General features: G+C 67.4%; 19 protein-coding genes. 11 read left to right on the plus strand and 8 right to left on the minus strand.

Annotation, left to right across the window (positions count from 1 at the left end; all coding sequences use genetic code 11):
* Positions 1-38 precede the first annotated feature (38 nt).
* Positions 39-1,274 carry a hypothetical protein gene (locus tag VHC63_06830; protein HVV36302.1) on the plus strand — a complete coding sequence of 412 codons (1,236 nt, stop codon included), beginning with the start codon at positions 39-41 and terminating at the stop codon, positions 1,272-1,274.
* On the opposite strand, the gene VHC63_06835 is transcribed toward VHC63_06830, so the two are convergent.
* Genes VHC63_06835 through VHC63_06850 form a run of 4 tightly spaced genes read right to left on the minus strand, consistent with a single transcriptional unit; the run spans position 1,271 to position 5,739 of the window.
* Entirely contained in the window at positions 1,271-2,104 is an 834-nt protein-coding gene (locus tag VHC63_06835; protein ID HVV36303.1) for a sulfotransferase domain-containing protein, read from the minus strand. The genes VHC63_06830 and VHC63_06835 overlap by 4 nt on opposite strands.
* A gap of 54 nt (positions 2,105-2,158) precedes the next feature.
* Complete coding sequence (locus VHC63_06840; GenBank protein ID HVV36304.1) at positions 2,159-2,767, minus strand: GNAT family protein; 609 nt, start codon at positions 2,765-2,767, stop codon at positions 2,159-2,161.
* A gap of 21 nt (positions 2,768-2,788) precedes the next feature.
* Positions 2,789-4,657: an AMP-binding protein gene (locus VHC63_06845; GenBank protein ID HVV36305.1), complete on the minus strand. Its 1,869-nt coding sequence runs from the start codon at positions 4,655-4,657 to the stop codon at positions 2,789-2,791.
* Positions 4,654-5,739 carry an alanine--glyoxylate aminotransferase family protein gene (locus VHC63_06850; GenBank protein ID HVV36306.1) on the minus strand — a complete coding sequence of 362 codons (1,086 nt, stop codon included), beginning with the start codon at positions 5,737-5,739 and terminating at the stop codon, positions 4,654-4,656. Before VHC63_06850 ends, VHC63_06845 begins: the two co-directional genes overlap by 4 nt.
* Before the next feature lie 151 nt (positions 5,740-5,890).
* On the opposite strand from VHC63_06850, the gene VHC63_06855 reads away from it, so the two are divergent.
* The 10 genes from VHC63_06855 to VHC63_06900 all read left to right on the plus strand — a co-directional run bounded on the left by VHC63_06855 (position 5,891) and on the right by VHC63_06900 (position 15,511).
* Complete coding sequence (locus tag VHC63_06855) at positions 5,891-7,087, plus strand: HNH endonuclease signature motif containing protein (protein ID HVV36307.1); 1,197 nt, start codon at positions 5,891-5,893, stop codon at positions 7,085-7,087.
* A 9-nt stretch (positions 7,088-7,096) separates the two neighbouring features.
* Positions 7,097-7,855: a class I SAM-dependent methyltransferase gene (locus VHC63_06860; protein ID HVV36308.1), complete on the plus strand. Its 759-nt coding sequence runs from the start codon at positions 7,097-7,099 to the stop codon at positions 7,853-7,855.
* 2 nt (positions 7,856-7,857) lie between these two features.
* Complete coding sequence (locus tag VHC63_06865) at positions 7,858-9,516, plus strand: class I adenylate-forming enzyme family protein (GenBank protein ID HVV36309.1); 1,659 nt, start codon at positions 7,858-7,860, stop codon at positions 9,514-9,516.
* 16 nt (positions 9,517-9,532) lie between these two features.
* Positions 9,533-10,714 (plus strand): cytochrome P450, encoded by a 1,182-nt coding sequence (locus VHC63_06870; protein ID HVV36310.1) that lies wholly within the window; start codon positions 9,533-9,535, stop codon positions 10,712-10,714.
* A 121-nt stretch (positions 10,715-10,835) separates the two neighbouring features.
* Positions 10,836-11,960, plus strand: a complete 1,125-nt coding sequence (locus tag VHC63_06875) for a M15 family metallopeptidase (protein HVV36311.1) — start codon at positions 10,836-10,838, stop codon at positions 11,958-11,960.
* Positions 11,961-12,002: 42 nt separating this feature from the next.
* Positions 12,003-12,248 carry a DUF6582 domain-containing protein gene (locus VHC63_06880; GenBank protein HVV36312.1) on the plus strand — a complete coding sequence of 82 codons (246 nt, stop codon included), beginning with the start codon at positions 12,003-12,005 and terminating at the stop codon, positions 12,246-12,248.
* Complete coding sequence (locus VHC63_06885) at positions 12,245-12,856, plus strand: methyltransferase (GenBank protein ID HVV36313.1); 612 nt, start codon at positions 12,245-12,247, stop codon at positions 12,854-12,856. Before VHC63_06880 ends, VHC63_06885 begins: the two co-directional genes overlap by 4 nt.
* 45 nt (positions 12,857-12,901) lie before the next feature.
* A complete protein-coding gene (locus VHC63_06890) occupies positions 12,902-13,843 on the plus strand; it encodes an iron-containing redox enzyme family protein (protein ID HVV36314.1) in 942 nt (313 codons plus the stop codon).
* A complete protein-coding gene (locus VHC63_06895; protein ID HVV36315.1) occupies positions 13,840-14,772 on the plus strand; it encodes a hypothetical protein in 933 nt (310 codons plus the stop codon). Before VHC63_06890 ends, VHC63_06895 begins: the two co-directional genes overlap by 4 nt.
* A gap of 52 nt (positions 14,773-14,824) precedes the next feature.
* Positions 14,825-15,511 carry a cupredoxin domain-containing protein gene (locus VHC63_06900; protein HVV36316.1) on the plus strand — a complete coding sequence of 229 codons (687 nt, stop codon included), beginning with the start codon at positions 14,825-14,827 and terminating at the stop codon, positions 15,509-15,511.
* Here the strand turns inward: VHC63_06900 and VHC63_06905 are convergent.
* Genes VHC63_06905 through VHC63_06920 form a run of 4 tightly spaced genes read right to left on the minus strand, consistent with a single transcriptional unit; the run spans position 15,508 to position 17,214 of the window.
* Positions 15,508-15,993: a hypothetical protein gene (locus VHC63_06905; GenBank protein HVV36317.1), complete on the minus strand. Its 486-nt coding sequence runs from the start codon at positions 15,991-15,993 to the stop codon at positions 15,508-15,510. The genes VHC63_06900 and VHC63_06905 overlap by 4 nt on opposite strands.
* On the minus strand, positions 15,993-16,355 hold the full coding sequence (locus VHC63_06910; GenBank protein HVV36318.1) for a response regulator: 363 nt from the start codon (positions 16,353-16,355) through the stop codon (positions 15,993-15,995). The genes VHC63_06905 and VHC63_06910 overlap by 1 nt, the downstream gene beginning before the upstream one ends.
* Positions 16,352-16,843, minus strand: a complete 492-nt coding sequence (locus VHC63_06915) for a chemotaxis protein CheX (protein ID HVV36319.1) — start codon at positions 16,841-16,843, stop codon at positions 16,352-16,354. Before VHC63_06915 ends, VHC63_06910 begins: the two co-directional genes overlap by 4 nt.
* The gene (locus VHC63_06920) at positions 16,840-17,214 is read right to left on the minus strand and encodes a response regulator (protein HVV36320.1); all 375 of its coding nucleotides are present in this window, start codon (positions 17,212-17,214) and stop codon (positions 16,840-16,842) included. Before VHC63_06920 ends, VHC63_06915 begins: the two co-directional genes overlap by 4 nt.
* Positions 17,215-17,223: the final 9 nt, after the last annotated feature.

Below are 17,223 nucleotides of genomic sequence, written 5' to 3' on the forward strand. Positions count from 1 at the left end.
CGCAGCGTCGGACAACCCCGGCTCCCTACTGTGGCCGCATGCGACGGCTCCTGATCACGTTCGTGCTGCTGGCTGCGACGTTGGCGGTGATGCCGCAGCGCTCGGCCTACGCCTACGACGTCCAGGTCCACCGCGAGCCACCCCAGGTACCCAACCTCGGCGTCGCTCCCAAGCCGTTGCGGTTCGTCGCCGTCATCCCGACCAAATATCCGCACGCCACCAAGCTGGCGAAGTTCGTGAAGTACCTGCCGCAGAGTCAGTGGCTCGCCGCGCTGCAGCAGGAGTATCCGCCCGCGCCCGGCTCACCCCCGAACAAGCCGCAGGTCACCGTGATGATGGTCGACGACATGAAGGAGCCCTTCCACCATCAAATCCCCGACTTCTACTACCAGGACTACGTGTACGACGCGTCGACCGCCGCCGCGGCGCCGAACTACCAGACGATCTACGTGCTGTTCCTGCGCTGCCAAGACGGCGGCGGCATGGACACTGCTGGTTGCAACTCTCACCATCCGCCGATGGTCTCCAACCGGGTGCACAACGGTCACGACGAGTCCTCGCTGTACACCGAAGGCGACACGTTCGCGGCCGTACTCGAACCCGGCGATTTCCCGACGCACACACAGCAGGCAAGCCACGAGATCGCCGAGGCGTACACCGACACCGACGGTCTGGCCCAGTGGGAGCTGCAGACCGCCACACCAAACCACCCGTGGAAGGACCAGCCGCCGTGGTTGAAGCAGCAGGGAACCGTCGAGCTGGCCGACATCGCCGGCGACACCCGCTGGTACGAAACTGACGGGGGACGGACCTATCGCTTCACGCGCGTGTTCGCCAACTCGCGCGCGCAAGCCGGCCTCGACGATCCGTACGTGCCGGTTTCGCCGTATCCCGTCTTCGGCGTCTCGAGTCCGCTCGGCGACCAACCGCACGACTGGTTCAAGTTCACGCTGCCGAGCGCCATAGACGTGCCCATGACGGCGTGGGCCGCGGCGGACTCCGTCGGCACCTTCAACGTGAAGGCAAAGCTCCTCGCCAGCGGCGGCGACGACCCGAACTTCTGCACGTCCCTCCCACGGTCCGTGTGGACCGTCTCGAACTCCGTCACGTTCCACTTCAGGGTCAATCCGCCCGCGTCGGTACATCCGGGAACTTCCTCGTGGTGCACGTTCCGTTTCGAGAGCTTCCAGACGAACGGGCCCGCTGACGCCGACGAGGGCTACTTCTGGGGCGTCGGCCTTCACCTGTCCGTGCCGGAGTCGACGCCGACCTAGAGCTCCCAGTCGGCGTCGTCGAGGTAGCGCGTCGGGTCGGTCGCGTCCCAGCCGGCGCGCACGTCGGCGAGTTGCTCGGCGCTGATGCGTGAACGCCAGGCGTCAGCCATAGCGGAGGTGTTGCGCGTGGTGCCGAGCGGGTCGTCGGCGCCGCGGGTGATGTCGCCGTGCGTGCTCGCCTGAAGCGAGCGGGCGACGTCGTCGGTCCACGTGAGCCCCGCGACCTCGAACAAGTCGACGAAGCTCGACTGCGGATCGCGGCACAAGCCTTCGTAGGTCACCGTCGCCGCCGGGAACGCGGCGTCGACACGGTGACACGCGATCCCCTGCACCGCGCCGATACGCGCCCAGAAGTTGGCCGCCACGTCGGGCAGCGACGGCCGCGTGCGTTCGAGGAAGCGTTGCTCGTAGATGCCGTCCCAGCCCCAGCCGCGCTCGTGCAAGCTGACGGCCACCGCCGCGGGGTGGCGCACGATCGTAAGCAGGATCGGGTCGAGCGCCCGCACATACCACTCGACCGCGAGTGGGTTCACTTCCTTGATCACCACGCGCTTGCCGAGGCGCGCGGACAACCCGAGGGGCGCCACCGTCGCGGGCCCGAACGCCGGGACTCCGGCGGCGGCGAACCGCGCCGGCCAAGGATACGACGCGGGCGGGTTGTCGGGGTCGACCTCGAAGAACGTGGCTCTCCCCTGCTCGGCCACGTGCACCTCGCTCACCGGCTCGTTGAAGTAGATCGCCTCGGGCGCGTCACCCAGCGTGCGCCCGACCCACGTCGTGCCGCTGCGCGGCATGCCGAGCACGAGCACCGGCGGCGGGCGCACCGGCACCAGCCGGCCCAACCACAGACTGACGCGACCGTGCCGCGCCCAACCGCGCAAGCGCTATCGCACCCAGGCGTCGAGCAGTTCGCTGCCGCGCTCGGCCCACTCCTCGGCCGTCATGGCGTGGCGCACGTGGTCTTCCCACACGCCGTTGATCTCGAGGTACCGGGTGGCGATGCCCTCCTCGCGAATGCCGAGCTTCGCCATCACGCGACGAGACGGCGCGTTGCGCGGGATGATCGCCACCTGCACGCGGTGCAGGCCGAGTTCCTCGAAAGCGAAGCGCATCACGACGACGACGGCTTCGGGAGTGAGGCCGTTGCCGGCCTGCTTCTCGTCGACCCAGTAACCGACGTAGCAACTCTGGAAGGGGCCGCGCTGGATTGAGCTGATGTTGATCTCGCCGACGAGTTGGCCGTCGAAGAACATGCCGAAGCCGTAGCCGGTGCCGAGCTGTCGCTCGCGGTCGCGCGCCGCGCAGCGCGATGCGAAGGCGCGGCGATCCGTCGACGGATCGGCGTGGCCCGCCGGGATGCTCGGCTCCCACTTGCGCAGCCAGCCCGCCGAGCGCGAGCGCACCTCGGTCCACTGGTCGAAATCGGTGGCCTCGAGCGGGCGCAGCACGAGGCGGCGTCCTGCCAGCTGCACCGGCGCTGTGGTGCGTAGCAAAGCCAACTCCCTAATCCCCCGTTACACCGCCGCTCGTACGGCTTCAATCGTTGCCGGATCTTCCAGCGACGACAAGTCTCCCACGTCCTGCCCGGTCACGACCCCTCGAACCGCACGGCGCAGCACCTTGGCGTTGCGCGTCTTGGGCAGCGCCGTCGTGAACTTCACCATGCTCGGAGCGAACGACTTGCCGAGGGCGTCGGCCACGAACGCCTTCAGCTCGGCGCGCAGATCCTCGGTGGGTGACGCGTCCGGCGCCAGCACGACGAAGCACCACAGCGCTTCACCCTTGACGTCGTCGGGCACGCCGACCGCGGCCGCTTCGGTAACGGATGGGTGGGTCACGAGGACGCTTTCGACTTCGGCGGGACCGAGGCGCTTGCCCGCGACCTTGATCGTGTCGTCGCTGCGGCCGTGGAGGAACCAGTCGCCGTCGGCGTCGATCGACGCCCAGTCGCCGTGCACCCACACGTCCGGCCAGCGACTCCAATACGTGTCGAGGTAGCGCTGCGGATCCTTGTAGATGCCTCGCGTCATGCCCGGCCACGGCTTGGTGCAGACGAGTTCGCCGACGGCACCGCGCACCGGTTGGCCCTCGTCGTCGAACACGTCGACGGCCATCCCGAGGCAGGGACCGCCGAGGCTCATCGGCTTGATCGCGTGGATCGGATGCGGCGACAGGAAGCAGGCGCCGACTTCGGTTCCTCCGCTTATGTTGATGATCGGGCACGCTTCGCCGCCCACGACGCGGTAGTACCAAAGCCACGGCGACTCGTTCCACGGTTCGCCGGTGGAGCCGAGGATGCGCAGGCTGCCGAGGTCGTGCTCGTGCACGAGATCGTCGCCATGACTCATGAGTGAACGCACGAGCGTCGGGCTGATGCCCAGCACCGTCACGCCGTGGCGCTCGATGTAATCCCAGAGCCGGTCGGGCGCCGGCCAGTCAGGCGCCCCTTCGTAGAGCATCAACGTGGCCCGGTTCGCCAGCGTGCCGACGACCTCCCACGGCCCCATGATCCAGCCCATGTCCGTGAACCAGAACAGGCGGTCGTCGGGGCGTACGTCGAACTGGAACGCCACCTCCTCGGCGACCTTCACCAAGAAGCCGGCGTGCGTGGCGATCGTGCCCTTCGGCCGGCCGGTCGTGCCCGACGTGTACGCGATGAACAGCGGGTGTTCGCTGTCGACCGTTACCGCGTCGAGCGGCGCGTCCGTCGGCGCCGGCCAGTTGCGCCCGACGCACAGCACGGTGGTGACCGTGGGGCAATGCGCGATTGCTTCTTCGGCCACGCCGATCATGTCGACGGTCTTGCCGCGGCGGCTGGCGCCCGCCGCCGTCAGCAGCGCTTTGGCTTCCGCGTCCTGCAAGCGGGTGGCGACGGCGGCCGCGCCGTAGCCGGAGAACAACGGCAGGAAGATCGCGCCCACCGCCATCACGCCGAGCAGGCCGGCGACCGTTTCGGGCAGCATCGGCATGAACACGCCGACGGTGTCGCCCTGGCCGACGCCCGCGTCGCGCAACGCCGCGGCCACGCCGCTCGCGGCGTTGGTCAATTCGGCGTAGGTCCACTCGCGGACGTCGCCGTTTTCGCCTTCCCACACGATGGCGGTGCGGGTAGCCGGCGCGGCCAGCAGCGTGTCGACGGCGTTGAGCCGACCGCCGGTGAACCACGTCGCCCAGGCGATGCCGTTGTCGGTGTTGAGGACTTCGCTGTAAGGCGTGCGGAACTTGATGTCGAGCCACCGCACGATCTCGTTCCAGAACCACTGCGGTTCTTCGACCGACTTCTCGTACAGCAAGTCGAACTCGCCCGGGACGTGCTCAGCTTCCATGAAGCGACCGAGGTTGGTGTCCTCGGGATCGCACGGCTCCCACACGACCTTGCTCACCAGGTGACGACCTCGTCGAGCGCGGCCAGCAACGCGGCGACGTTGCGCAATCGCGCCGTGTGGCCCATACAGCCGATGCGCCACGCCTTGCCCGCCATCGCACCGACGCCGCCGCCGATCTCGATCCCATAGCGCGCGAGCAGCGCGCGCCGCACGAAGGCGTCGTCGACGCCGCTCGGCACCCACACCGTCGTCAACTCCGGCAGGCGGTTGGTCGCCGGGGCGACCAACTCGAAACCGCGCTTCTCGAGCCCGTCTTGCAGCGCACGTCCCGCCTCTTCGTGACGGGCCCACGCGTTGCGCAGTCCCTCCTCGAGCACGACGCCGAGGCCGGCGTGCAGCCCGAAGATCATCGAGATCGGCGCCGTGTGGTGATAGCGACGGGCCCCGCCGCCGCCCTCGACGTAGGACGCAATCTGGGACAGGTCGAGGTACCAGCTTTGCGGCCGCTCCAGAATGCGAGCGCGCGCCGCATCGGAGTACGTGAGCGGCGCGAGACCCGGCGGAACACCGAGGCACTTCTGCGTACCCGAGTAGGCGATGTCGACGCCCCAGCCGTCGATGTCGACCTCGATGCCGCCGAGCGACGTGACGCAGTCGATCAGGAGCAACGTGCCAGCGGGCTTGGCGGCGCCGAGGGGGGCGACGTCGTTGCGCACCCCCGTCGACGTCTCGGCGTGGACCACGGCGATGATCGCGGGGTTCGGGTGGGCGTCGAGCAACTGCTGCGGGTCGAGCGGCGTGCCCCACTCGGCGTCGACACGCACCACCTGCGCGCCGCAACGCGTCGCCACGTCCACCATCCGCTCGCCGAACAACCCGTTCACCCCGACGACGACCACGTCGCCCGGCTTCACCACGTTGACGAAGCTCGCCTCCATCCCCGCCGACCCGGTGCCGCTGATCGGCAGCGTGAGGGCGTTGGCCGTCTGGAACACGGTGCGCAGGCGTTCGCACGTCTCGTCGAGCACGGCGAGGAAGTCGGGATCGAGGTGCCCGAGCATCGGCCGCCCGAGTGCTGCGGTCACTTCCGGATACGGATTGCACGGGCCCGGGCCCATGAGGATGCGGTCGGAAAGCACGGCCTATCAGCCTAATACGGCTGCGAAAGTGCGGTCCTAGCTGCGAAAACGCCTTGAATGCGAACGCGCGTTCGGGTACAATCGGTGCGCCGTCGCAGCCGCGGTTTCCCGGCTTGCCTCCCGCATTGTTCTGCTGTTTGGAGGTAGCCGTATGTCCGTATCCGCAACCGGAGCCGGCCGCGAGTTGGTCGCCGACTGGGGCGAGATCAACACGAAGGTGGTCGAGTGGGTGTTGAAGCTCGCCGACTTCGATCGCGAGCAGCTGTACCGGGTCGACGGGTTCCACTCGTGTGTTTCGTGGCTCGAAATCATGTGCGCGATGCGTCGCTCGACCGCGTTCGAGAAGGTAAGGGTGGCGCACGAACTCGAACGCCGCCCTGTGGTGCGCGCCGCGTTCGCCGCCGGCGAGTTGCCGTACGCCAAAGCGCGCATCATCACGCGCCTCGAAGGACTCAATGAAGAACGCGACACCAAGTTCGTCGCCGACGCGCCTGACAGCTCGACGCGTGCCCTCGAGACGCGTGTCCGCTACTGGAACTTCGTCAACGGAAGCACCAAGCCCGACCTTGACGACCACTACGGCATGCGCCTCGAAGCAGGGTTCATGGACGGACTCGGCCGCTTGGTGCTCGAAGGAACGAACGACATGCTGGCGCGGGTTCTTGCGATCACGGACGCGTACGGCGACTACCTGCTCCACAACCGCTCGAACGAGCTACGGCTCAGGCCTGTGGACGAGTCTCCGCGGGAGACTCGTCCACAGGCAGACAACGAGTCCGAACCCAAACGCCCGCTGGCGGCGAAGCGACTCGACCTACTCCTCGACCTGCTGGAAGAAGTCGTGCTCGTAAACGAAGACAAGATCGACCCGGAACGGGCGTCGATAGGCGTCACGATTCAGTACGAGGACCTAATCGAGAACCGCCGCACGCTCGTGCCGACGGACCAAGAAGTGCTCATCACCGGCGAAGCCGTTCGCCGCTTGGCCTGCGACGCCGGCATCCACCGCATGGTCATCCGTGGGGTCTCCGAATTCCTCGACATCGGCCGCAAAACCCGGGTCTTCACGACCGCCCAACGCCGCGCGATCCGCGCCCGTCACAACTTCCGCTGCTGCGCCGCCGGATGCGGACGGCGCATCACCCAGATCCACCACGTGCATTGGTGGGAAGAGGGCGGTGTCACGTCAATCGATAACGGCGTGCCGCTCTGCTCCTACCACCACCACCTCGTCCACGAAGGCGGGTGGACGATCTCCTACAACCCGAACACCGGCGTGACGCGTCTCGAAGGCCCGCACGGCCAAGCCCTCGAAACGCAGGTCGACGTCGGGCGGCGCGCGGCATGATCGCCCACGATGCGCGTTCCGAACGATCCGATGTACTTGCGCGAGGTGCAATACAAGGACGACTCGAATCTGGCTAGCCGCGCGAACCTGCACGCCAAGTACGGCACGGCGACGATCGGGTGGTTCGAGTGGCTCGTCGAGCAAGTGGACTGGCCTGCGGATGCGCTCGTGCTCGAGGTCGGTTGCGGCCCCGGATGGCTCTGGGAAGTGCTCCACTCGCTTATCCGACTCGTCCTCAGCGATCTCTCGGTCGGGATGGCGACGGCGGCATCGGCCCGGGCGGGGGCACCGGCGACCGTGGCCGACGTGCAGCGACTCCCCTTCGCTGACGAGACATTCGACGTCGTGGTCGCCAATCACATGCTGTACCACGTGCCCGACATCCCGGCCGCGGTCGGCGAGCTGCGCCGCGTGCTGCGCCCCGGCGGTGCGCTCCTGGCCGCCACGAACGGCGTGGAATCGATGCGCGAGATAGCGGAACTGCGCGGCGCAGGCTCCGAGTTCCCGAAGCGCTTCGGCCGCGAGAACGGCGCCGCGGTCTTGGGCGAGGCCTTCACCGACGTCACGTGGCACCACTACGACGACGAACTCCGCTGCACCGACGCCGACGACGTCGTCGCCTACATCGCCTCGATGGAGCCCGGTGAACTCACGGCCGGCGAGCGGGCGGAGCTGCGCCACCGCATCGAGCAGCGCATGGTCGACGGTGTGTTCCGGGTGACGAAAGACACCGGTGCGTTCGTCGCTCGCAATAATGCGCAACCGTGACCATGAGTTATGACGAGGCCGTGGCGGCCATCACCGGCCCGGGGCAGGTATTCGAACTCGAAGAAGTCGACGTGCTGGGCGTGCCGACCAAGGTGTTCAAGAACGCGCCGCCGACCTTGCGCGACTTCATCGCGTCGGCGCGTACGCGCGGAGACCGCGACTTCCTGGTCTACGAAGACGAGCGGTGGTCCTTCGACCTCGTGATGCAGCACGTCGACGCGCTCGGCGCGGCGCTGGTCAACCACTTCGGGGTGCAGAAGGGCGACCGCGTCGCCATCGGCATGCGCAACTACCCCGAGTGGGTGATCTCGTGGGCGGCGATCGTGTCAATCGGTGCGATCTCGGTGTCGCTGAACGCGTGGTGGACCGAGGAGGAGATGGCCTACGCCCTCGAGGACTCCGGCACAAAGGTTCTGATCGCCGATCCCGAGCGGGCGAAGGTGGCCCACGACAGCGCGCAACGTCTCGGGATACGCACGCTCGTCGTGCGCGGCGACGCGCCCGACGCCGCGCGTTACGACGCCGTCGTGCACCTCGGCGACGTGCCCCCGCCGATCGACATCGCACCCGACGACGACGCCACGATCCTGTACACGTCGGGCACGACGGGTCATCCCAAGGGTGCGGTGTCGACGCATCGCGCCATCACCAACTCGATCACCGGCTTCGCGTCGCGCACCGCACTCGAACGCGTGCGCAATCCCGACACCACCCGCGCCGCCACGAGCGACCCGCTCAGCTTCATCCTGATCGTGCCGCTCTTCCACGTCACCGGTGGCGTGCCCGTCATGCTCAGCTGCTTCGGCAGCGGCCTCAAACTCGTGATGATGTACAAGTGGGATCCGTCCCGCGCGCTGGAACTCATCGAGCGCGAGCGCGTCACCAACTTCGTCGGCGTGCCGACGCAGAGCTGGGACCTGCTCGAGTGCCCCGACTTCGACAAGTTCGACACGTCGTCGCTGCTGTCGGTCGGCGGCGGTGGCGCGCCGGCGCCGCCCAAGCTCGTCGGCCGCGTCGCCTCGTCGTTCAAGAAGGCGGCCCCGAACATCGGCTACGGCATGACGGAGACCAACGCCTACGGCCCCGGCAACTCGGGCAAGGACTACGTCGAGCACCCGACGTCGACGGGACGCGCCGCCCCCGGTCAGCTCATCGCCATCCGCGACGAGGACGGCAACGACCTCCCCGTCGGCGAACGCGGTGAGGTGTGGTTCAAGGGCCCATCGCTGATCCGCGGCTACTGGAACAAGCCCGAGGCGACGGCCGAGACGATCGTCAACGGCTGGCTGCGCTCGGGCGACCTCGGCCGCCTCGACGAGGAGGGCTTCCTCTACATCGAGGACCGCGCCAAGGACATGGTGCTGCGCGGCGGCGAGAACGTGTACTGCGCCGAGGTCGAAGCGGCCATCTACGAGCATCCGGCGGTGTACGAAGCCGCAGTGTTCGGCATCCCGCACGAGCGGCTCGGCGAAGAAGTCGCCGCGGTGATCGTCGTACGCGACGGCGAGTCTCTCGACGCCGACGGCTTGCAGACCTACCTGCGCGAGCACCTGGCGCCGTTCAAGATCCCGTCGCACATCGAATTTCGCGCGCAGCAGCTGCCGCGCAACGCGTCCGGCAAGATCCTCAAGCGGCAGCTGCGGGACGAGATGTCTGCTTGAATCCATACTGATGAGTATGGAAACGACGCCGGACATCAACCTGCTCGATCGCGAGTTCTGGAGGACGCGGCAGCACGAAGCGTGGACGTGGTGCCGCGCCAACGATCCGGTGTACTTCGACGAGCACAGCGGCATCTGGGCCATCACCAAGCACGCCGACATCATCCACGTCGAGCGTCACGACGAGATCTTCTCGTCGGAGGGCAGCTACCGCCTCAACCCGTCGCCCGGCGAAGCCAACATGATCGCGGCCGACGACCCGCAGCACCTCAAGCAGCGGCGCCTCGTCAACCGCGGCTTCACCCCGAGCGCCGTCGACACGTGGAATCCGCACTTCGACAAGTTGCTCGACTCGATGATCGAACCGCTGACGCCGAACGGTTCGTGCGAGGTCGTCGACGCGCTGGCCGGCCAGTTGCCGGCGCGCTTCACCTGCGCCTTGCTCGGCCTGCCCGACGAGCAGTGGCCCGTCGTCAAGGTGTGGTCCGAGAAGCTCATGCGCATCGACGCCATGACCATGGACAACGACGCCATCACCGGGATGATGGAGGCGAACCAGGAGCTCTACATGATGCTCATGGAGAAGGTGCCGGAACTGAAGGCGTGCCCGGTGGGCGACGGGCTGCTGTCGAAGTGGTCGCACTCGACGATCGACGGCGAGCCGATGACCCAGGAACAGATCCACCACGAGACGGGCCTGTTCGTCGCCGGCGGCGCCGAGACGACGCGCACCGCCATCGCGCACGGACTGCGCACGTTTTGCGATTACAACGACCAGTGGGAAGCCCTGTACAACGATCCGTCGTTGATGGTGAGCGCGGTCGACGAAGTGATCCGCTGGGTGACGCCGCTCAACAACATGTTCCGCCGCGTGAAGACCGACACCGTCGTCGGTGGCAAACAACTGCACGCCGGCGACCGGGTGGCGCTCGTGTATCCGTCCGGCAACCGCGACGAGGAGGTGTTCGACGATCCGTTCACCTTCGACATCACCCGCAACCCGAACCCGCACGTCGCCTTCGGTCACGGCACCCACTTCTGCATCGGGCGCAACTTCGCCCGCCGCGAGCTCGAAATGCTCTTCGGCAAGCTCAATGAGGCATGGACCGACCTGCGCGTCGTCGAAGAAATCGACGTCGAACCCAACATTTTTGCGCCAGCCGTCCGATCGTTCGTGATGGGATTTACCGCCCGCTAGTTCGTCCCTTTTCGGCGTGGTTGGCACACGCCGTTCCGCGCATTACCCTTCTCCGCAACCCGATTCCGGGCCGCTATTTGTTATGCACAACTTCCCCAACTCCCGACGCTGGCTTTGCTTCGTGGCGACCGCTGTTGCGGCGCTGACGATCGCCGCCACCACCGCGCCTGCCCACGCGAGCTCGGATCCCTACACCGAGCGCAAGAACGTCCAGAAGCAGAAGAAGGCGATCGACGCCGAAGTCAGCACGCTCAAGAAGAGCGACGCCCAGCTCAGCAAGCAGATCGCGGACCTCAACAACCAAGTCAGCAGCAGCCAGGCGGCCTACAACGCCGCGCAGGCCGCGGCCCAAGCCGCCGCCCAGGCCGCCGAGCTTGCCCGCGGCACCGAGGCCCAGACGGCCGCGAACTACAACCGCCTGCGCGCCCAGACGAAGAACCTCGCCCTGCAGCTGTACGAACACGGCTTCGAGGACAAGCAAGTCCCCAACCTCGACGCCAAGCAGCTCACCGAGGCGGCGGCGCACGGTTACCTGAAGCTGCGCGCCATCGCCCGCGGGCAGGACATCACCGTCCAGCTCGGCAAGCTGCGTGACCAGATGACGGCTGCCCGGCTCGAGGCCGAAGCGAAGCTGGCGCAAGCGGCGGCCGAGAAGGCGAAGCAGCAGTCGGCGCTCAACGAGTTGCAGAGCAGTCGCAGCAAGCAGAAGAACGTGCAGACCGCCATCGAGGCGCGCCTCGAAGCCGCGCTCGCCGAGTCGTCGTTCCTCGCCGCCCAGGACAAGGCGCTGTCGGCCGAGATCGCCCGGCGCGCCAACGGTGGTGGCGGCGGCAGCGGTCGCATCAGCGTCGGCAACGTCGACACCGTGACCGTGCAGGGCATCACCGTCGCCCGCTCGATCGGCACGCAGCTGAACAATCTGCTCAACGCGGCGAAGGCCGATGGCATCGTGCTCAGCGGTTGGGGCTATCGCAGCTCCGACCAGCAGATCGCGCTGCGCAAGGCCCACTGCGGCACGAGCGAGTACGCCGTCTACGAGATGCCGGCCAACCAGTGCCACCCGCCCACAGCCCGCCCCGGCGCCTCGATGCACGAGCGCGGCCTGGCGGTCGACTTCACCGTCAACGGATCGATCATCACGTCGCACTCGAGTTCGGCGTGGCAGTGGCTGAACAAGAACGCCTCGAAGTACGGGCTCTACAACCTCGCCAGCGAGCCCTGGCACTGGTCCACCAACGGCAACTAGCCCGACGGCATCGTCGCGCACCGGGCTGGGTATCTCCGGTGCATGGCAACGAGCAAGCTGACCACGAAGAAACAGAACGATCTTCCTGACCGGGCCTTCGCGTTCACCAAAAAGCGCAAGGAACCGCTCGTCGACGCCAAGCACGTCCGCAACGCCATCGCCCGGTTCGACCAGGTCGAAGACGTCACCAACGCCGAGCGCGACGCAGCGTGGAAGAAGATCCGCGCCGCGGCCAAGAAGTTCGACATCGAGGTGGAAGCGAAGGACTGGCGCGAACTCACCAAGTGACGGTCGCCACCTGCGACTTCGGTCCGTTGACCGTCGCCTACGACGAGCGCGTGCTCACGCCCCGACCGTGGACACTCCTGCAAAGCCGGTGGGCGGCCGAGCTTTCACCGGAACTCCCCGACGGGCCGATCCTCGAACTATGCGCCGGGGCCGGCCACATCGGTCTCGCCGCCGCCGTCCTCACCGGGCGCCCACTCGTACAGGTCGAGTGTGACCCGACCGCCGCCGCGTTTGCGACGCGGAACGCGCGCGCGGCGGGCGTGCGCAACCACGAGATGCGCGTCACCACGATCGACGCGGCGACCTTCGTCGGCGAGACGTTCCCGCTGATCCTCGCCGACCCGCCGTATCTGCCAACGGCTGACGTCGAGCGCTTTCCCGACGACCCCCGCCGCGCCATCGACGGCGGTCGTGACGGGCTGACCTACGTGCGCACGTGCATCGCCATTGCGGCGCTGCACCTCGCCGCGCCGGGCGCGCTTCTCCTTCAGTTGCGCGGGCCGGCACAAGCAAACTCCGTGGGCGCGCGCACCATCCGTGCACACGACGACGAGCGCGCCGTTGCGTTGCTCACCCGCAACGAGATTGAACGTTGCGCGATTGGGTAACCTCTTTGTTGCCGCTCAAGTAGTCGGGCGTTGTGGTTGTAAGGGATGAAGATGACCGCACTCCAGTTCCGCCTGCGTGCTGCACTCGACAACGAAGCATTCGACAACCTGCAATACGTCGATCCGCAGAACGACCGCGACGCGTTGCTCACGTTGCTCGACATCTACGAACTCTGGCTGGCGCCGCTCGACACTGTCGGCGATCAGGCACGGTTCCAGAACCAGCCGGCGATCACCGCGCTGAAGTGGCGCCTCGAAGAGTGGCTCGTGGACTACCTCGACAGCCGTGTCGGCCGCCCGAACCTCGAACTGGGCGACGTCGCCGACGCCATTCGTCGCATCGCCCGGCAAGCGCACGACTCGATCTACGACTGGATCGCAACCAGCGCCGACTGGGATCAGCTCGTGACGTTCCTCGCGATCGAGGGTGGTCCTGACGGCGGCTTCGACGACCTCGTCGCCGTCGCCCAGGTCGGCTTGAAAGGCGAACCCAAGGTGGTGCTCGGCGCCAACTACTGGGACGAGATGGGCCGCGGTGATCCCGACGGCGTGCACACGACGCTGCACGATCGCCTGGTGGAAGCCGTCGGCCTGCAGGCGCCGAACGTCAACGAACTGCCCACGTCCGCGTTATACCGCTCGGCGCTGAACGGGCTGCTGGCCACGAATCGACACTTGCAGCCCGAGATGCTCGGCGCGCTCGGGTTGCTCGAGCTCCAGGCGGGGCAGCGCTGTAGGCGTGTCCTCGATGCGCTGCACCGCCTCGGGGCGCCGAAGGACGCGTACCCGTTCTACGAGGAGCACGCCAGCACCGATCCGCGCCACGGCAAGGAGTGGCTCGAGGCCGCCCTACGACCGCTGGTGGCCGAGCATCCGGAATGGGCCCAGGGCATGATCCGCGGTGCCCGCTGGCGCGCCGACGTGAACGCCCGCCTCTTCCGCGACCTGCACACCCTCGTGGCGACGCGGGAGCTGCAGCCCGCTTGAGCGGGATCACCTTCGTCAGCGATCAGACCCCCGGTATCCGCCGGCAGCGGCGCGGGCGCGCCAAGCACTTCACCTACATCAGCCCGACGGGCCGCGAGCTCAACGGCGCCGTGGCGGCGCGCATCAACGCGCTGGCGATTCCGCCGGCGTGGACCGACGTGTGGATCTGTCCCGACCCGAACGGTCACATCCAGGCGACGGGGCGCGACGCCCGCGGTCGCAAGCAGTACCGCTATCACCCGCAGTACCGCCAGGGCCGCGAGCGCGCCAAGTTCCGCAACCTCGTGCCCTTCGGCGAAGCGCTCGGCGCGCTGCGAGCCCGCATCGACACCGACCTGCGCTCCCCCACGCTCACCTACGAGCGCGTCGTGGCGGGCGTCGTCGCGCTCATCGGCGAGACGTTCGTGCGCGTGGGCAACGAGTCCTACGCCCGCACGAATGAGACCTACGGCATCACGACGCTGCGCACCAACCACGTCGACGTGTCGGGCACGCACCTTCACCTGTGCTTCGTCGGCAAGGGCGGCAAGGAGTTCGACCTCGACTGCTGCCATCCGCGCGTGGCGCGCCTGGTGCGCCGCCTGCAGGACCTGCCCGGCCAGCGCCTGTTCCAGTACGTCGACGACGACGGGGTGGTGCGCGCCGTGTCGTCCAACAACGTCAACGACTACCTGCGAACGGCGACAGGAGTCGACGCCACCGCCAAGACATTCCGAACCTGGGGCGCGTCGCTGCTGGCGGCGCAGCAACTCAGGGTCGACCCGCCGCCGAAACTGAACGACGCGCTGCGGCCAGTCGCCGACGCACTCGGCAACACGCTGGCGGTGTGCAAGGCGTCCTACGTGCACCCTCGGGTCATCGCCCTTCACGAGAAGGGCACGCTGCACGACGCGTGGGCGCGCGGCCCCGCCCGTGCGGCCGGGGGCTGAGTGCCGACGAGCGCAAGTTGCTGGCGGTGCTCGGTTCTTCCTAATCTTAGGTATGCCTAAGATTTTTGCTATTGCGGTCCTGACGCTGGCACTCGTCGGTTGCAGTGCGAAGAAGGCCGACACGGTCGTCGCCGTCACCGGCACCGACAAGGCCTGCACGGCCGCCGACACGACGCTCAACGCCGGAACGATCCGCTTCCAGATGACGAACAAGGCGAAGCTCACCAACGAGCTCTACGTCCTCGGCGACAAGGACCGCGTGATCAAGGAGGTCGAGAACGTCCTGCCGGGCGGGACGGCCGACCTCGACGTCGACCTCAAGGCGGGCACCTACACGCTCAACTGCAAGCCGGGTCAGACCGGCGACGGCTTCCGCCAGAAGTTCACGGTGAAGGGCGCCGGCGGGACGACGGGTGCCGTCGGCGCCAAGGCCGATCGGACCATCGACGTGACCGCCCGCGAGTTCGCGTACACGTTCGCCACGCCCCTCTCGATCAACCAGGGCGACGCCATCGAGTTCGACCTCACCAACGCCGGCCAGGAACACCACGAGTTCGAAGTCCTCGGACCCGACGGGAAATCCATCGGCGAAATCGAGAGTGTCGCACCGGGCCGCTCGGGCACCGCCACGTTCGTATTCGCCAAGCCTGGCGTCTACACGTACCAGTGCCTGCTGAAGACGCCCGACGGCCGCGTCCACAAGAACCTCGGCATGACGGGCACCTTCACCGTCTCCTAGTTCGCCACCACCAGGCTGAAGCGCCCTTCGCCGTAACCCGCCACCTTGATGGCGAGATCCATGCGACCGGTCGGCCGCCTCACGGCGGCGTCGACCGCCGGCGGCAGCGCGGCACCGACGTCGTAGAGCGCCGCGATCTTGACGTGCGGTTGGCCGGGCAAGTTGAACAGCGAGCAGGCGATGTTCATCGTCTCGTAGAGGTTCTCGCGCACGACGGGCGACAGGTCGCCGTCCTTCGCCATGTCCTGCGCGCCACCGGGCGGCAGCAGACCCATGGCGGCGCCGATGTACGCGCCGGCCGACGAGTCGACGAGACCGAGCGTGGCGAGCGCGCCGTCGTCGTCCACGAACTCGGCCACGAGGATCTTCTCGCCCGCCGGCGGGATCCACACCGGGCCGTCCTTCACTTCGACATCGCGACCGAGCAGGCTTTCGAGCAGGTCGCGGACGTCCTTGACTGGGGGAAGTGTCGACAGTCCCATCAGCCGAGCACCGGTTGCAGCACTTCGCGGAACGCTTCGGGCGTGAACGGCTTGGCGATGAGGAATAGCGCGCCGGCTTCTTCGGCGAGCTCGCGCATTTGCGTCGAACCCTCGGACGTCACAAAGCCAAAGGGCCGCCCGTCTCCCGTCGACCGCAGTTGCTTCAGGAAGTCGATGCCGCTCATCTCGGGCATGTTCCAGTCGGACAGCACGAGGTCGGGCTGTTCGGCGCCCACCATCGTCAGGCCCTCGGCGCCACTGGATGCCTCGACCACGGTGGCGTCGCCGTAGCCCGCTTGGCGCAGCGTGCGCACCACGATCTGGCGCATCACGCGGCTGTCGTCGGCAATCAAGATTTTCATTCGGCCATCTCCTTGTGGTTTGACTCCTTCTCTTCGGGCGCCCAGACACTCACGATGAACGGGGCGTCGTGCCACGTCATCTCGACCCGGGTCGCCTCCACGGTTCCAGGCAGGCGTTCGCGCGCGGAGCCGAGGACGGCGACGGGAAGCGACAACTTGCTCGGGCCCGGCATCATCGCCTTGACGTTGCCGCCCACCACGTTGGCGAACTCGCCCATCGCGTCGGACAGGTCGTCGTCGGTGATCTCTTCGGGTTCGGTCATGAGCAGACCGGCCGCGATCTTGCGGCCGAGTACCTCGCCGCACGCCATCACGACATGACCCGACCATTCACCGGTCACCGACACCGACGCGGACACGTCCAGCGGCGAGCCGTCGTAGGGCAACGGATACGGCAGCGGCCCGTCTTCGCCAATGAGACCCTGGAAGATCTCCTGCACGATCTGCTCGACGACTTCGGGTTCGGGTCCGGTGTGAATGAGGGTCACCACCCCACCTCCTCTTGTTGCGGGATCAGTCCGAGAAAGCTCAACTTGTCCACCAGCGCGTCGGCGGTGAACGGTTTGATCAGGTACTCGTGGGCACCGGCGGCCAGCGCCCGCACGATCTGCGACTGCTCGGATTCAGTCGTGACCATCACCAGCGTGACGTTGCGCAGCTCGGGGTTGTTGCGCACCGCCGAGATGAACGACAGCCCGTCCATCACTGGCATGTTCCAGTCGACGAGGGCGACGTCGGGAACGTCGCCGCCTTCGATGGCGTCGAGCGCTTGCGCCCCGTCGCCCGCCTCGGACACTTCGAAGCCCAGCGGCGTCACGATGCGTCGCAGCATCGAGCGCATGGTGCGCGAGTCGTCCACCAACAAAGC

The organism is Acidimicrobiales bacterium, from assembly GCA_035546775.1.
GTDB lineage: Bacteria > Actinomycetota > Acidimicrobiia > Acidimicrobiales > JACCXE01 > JACCXE01.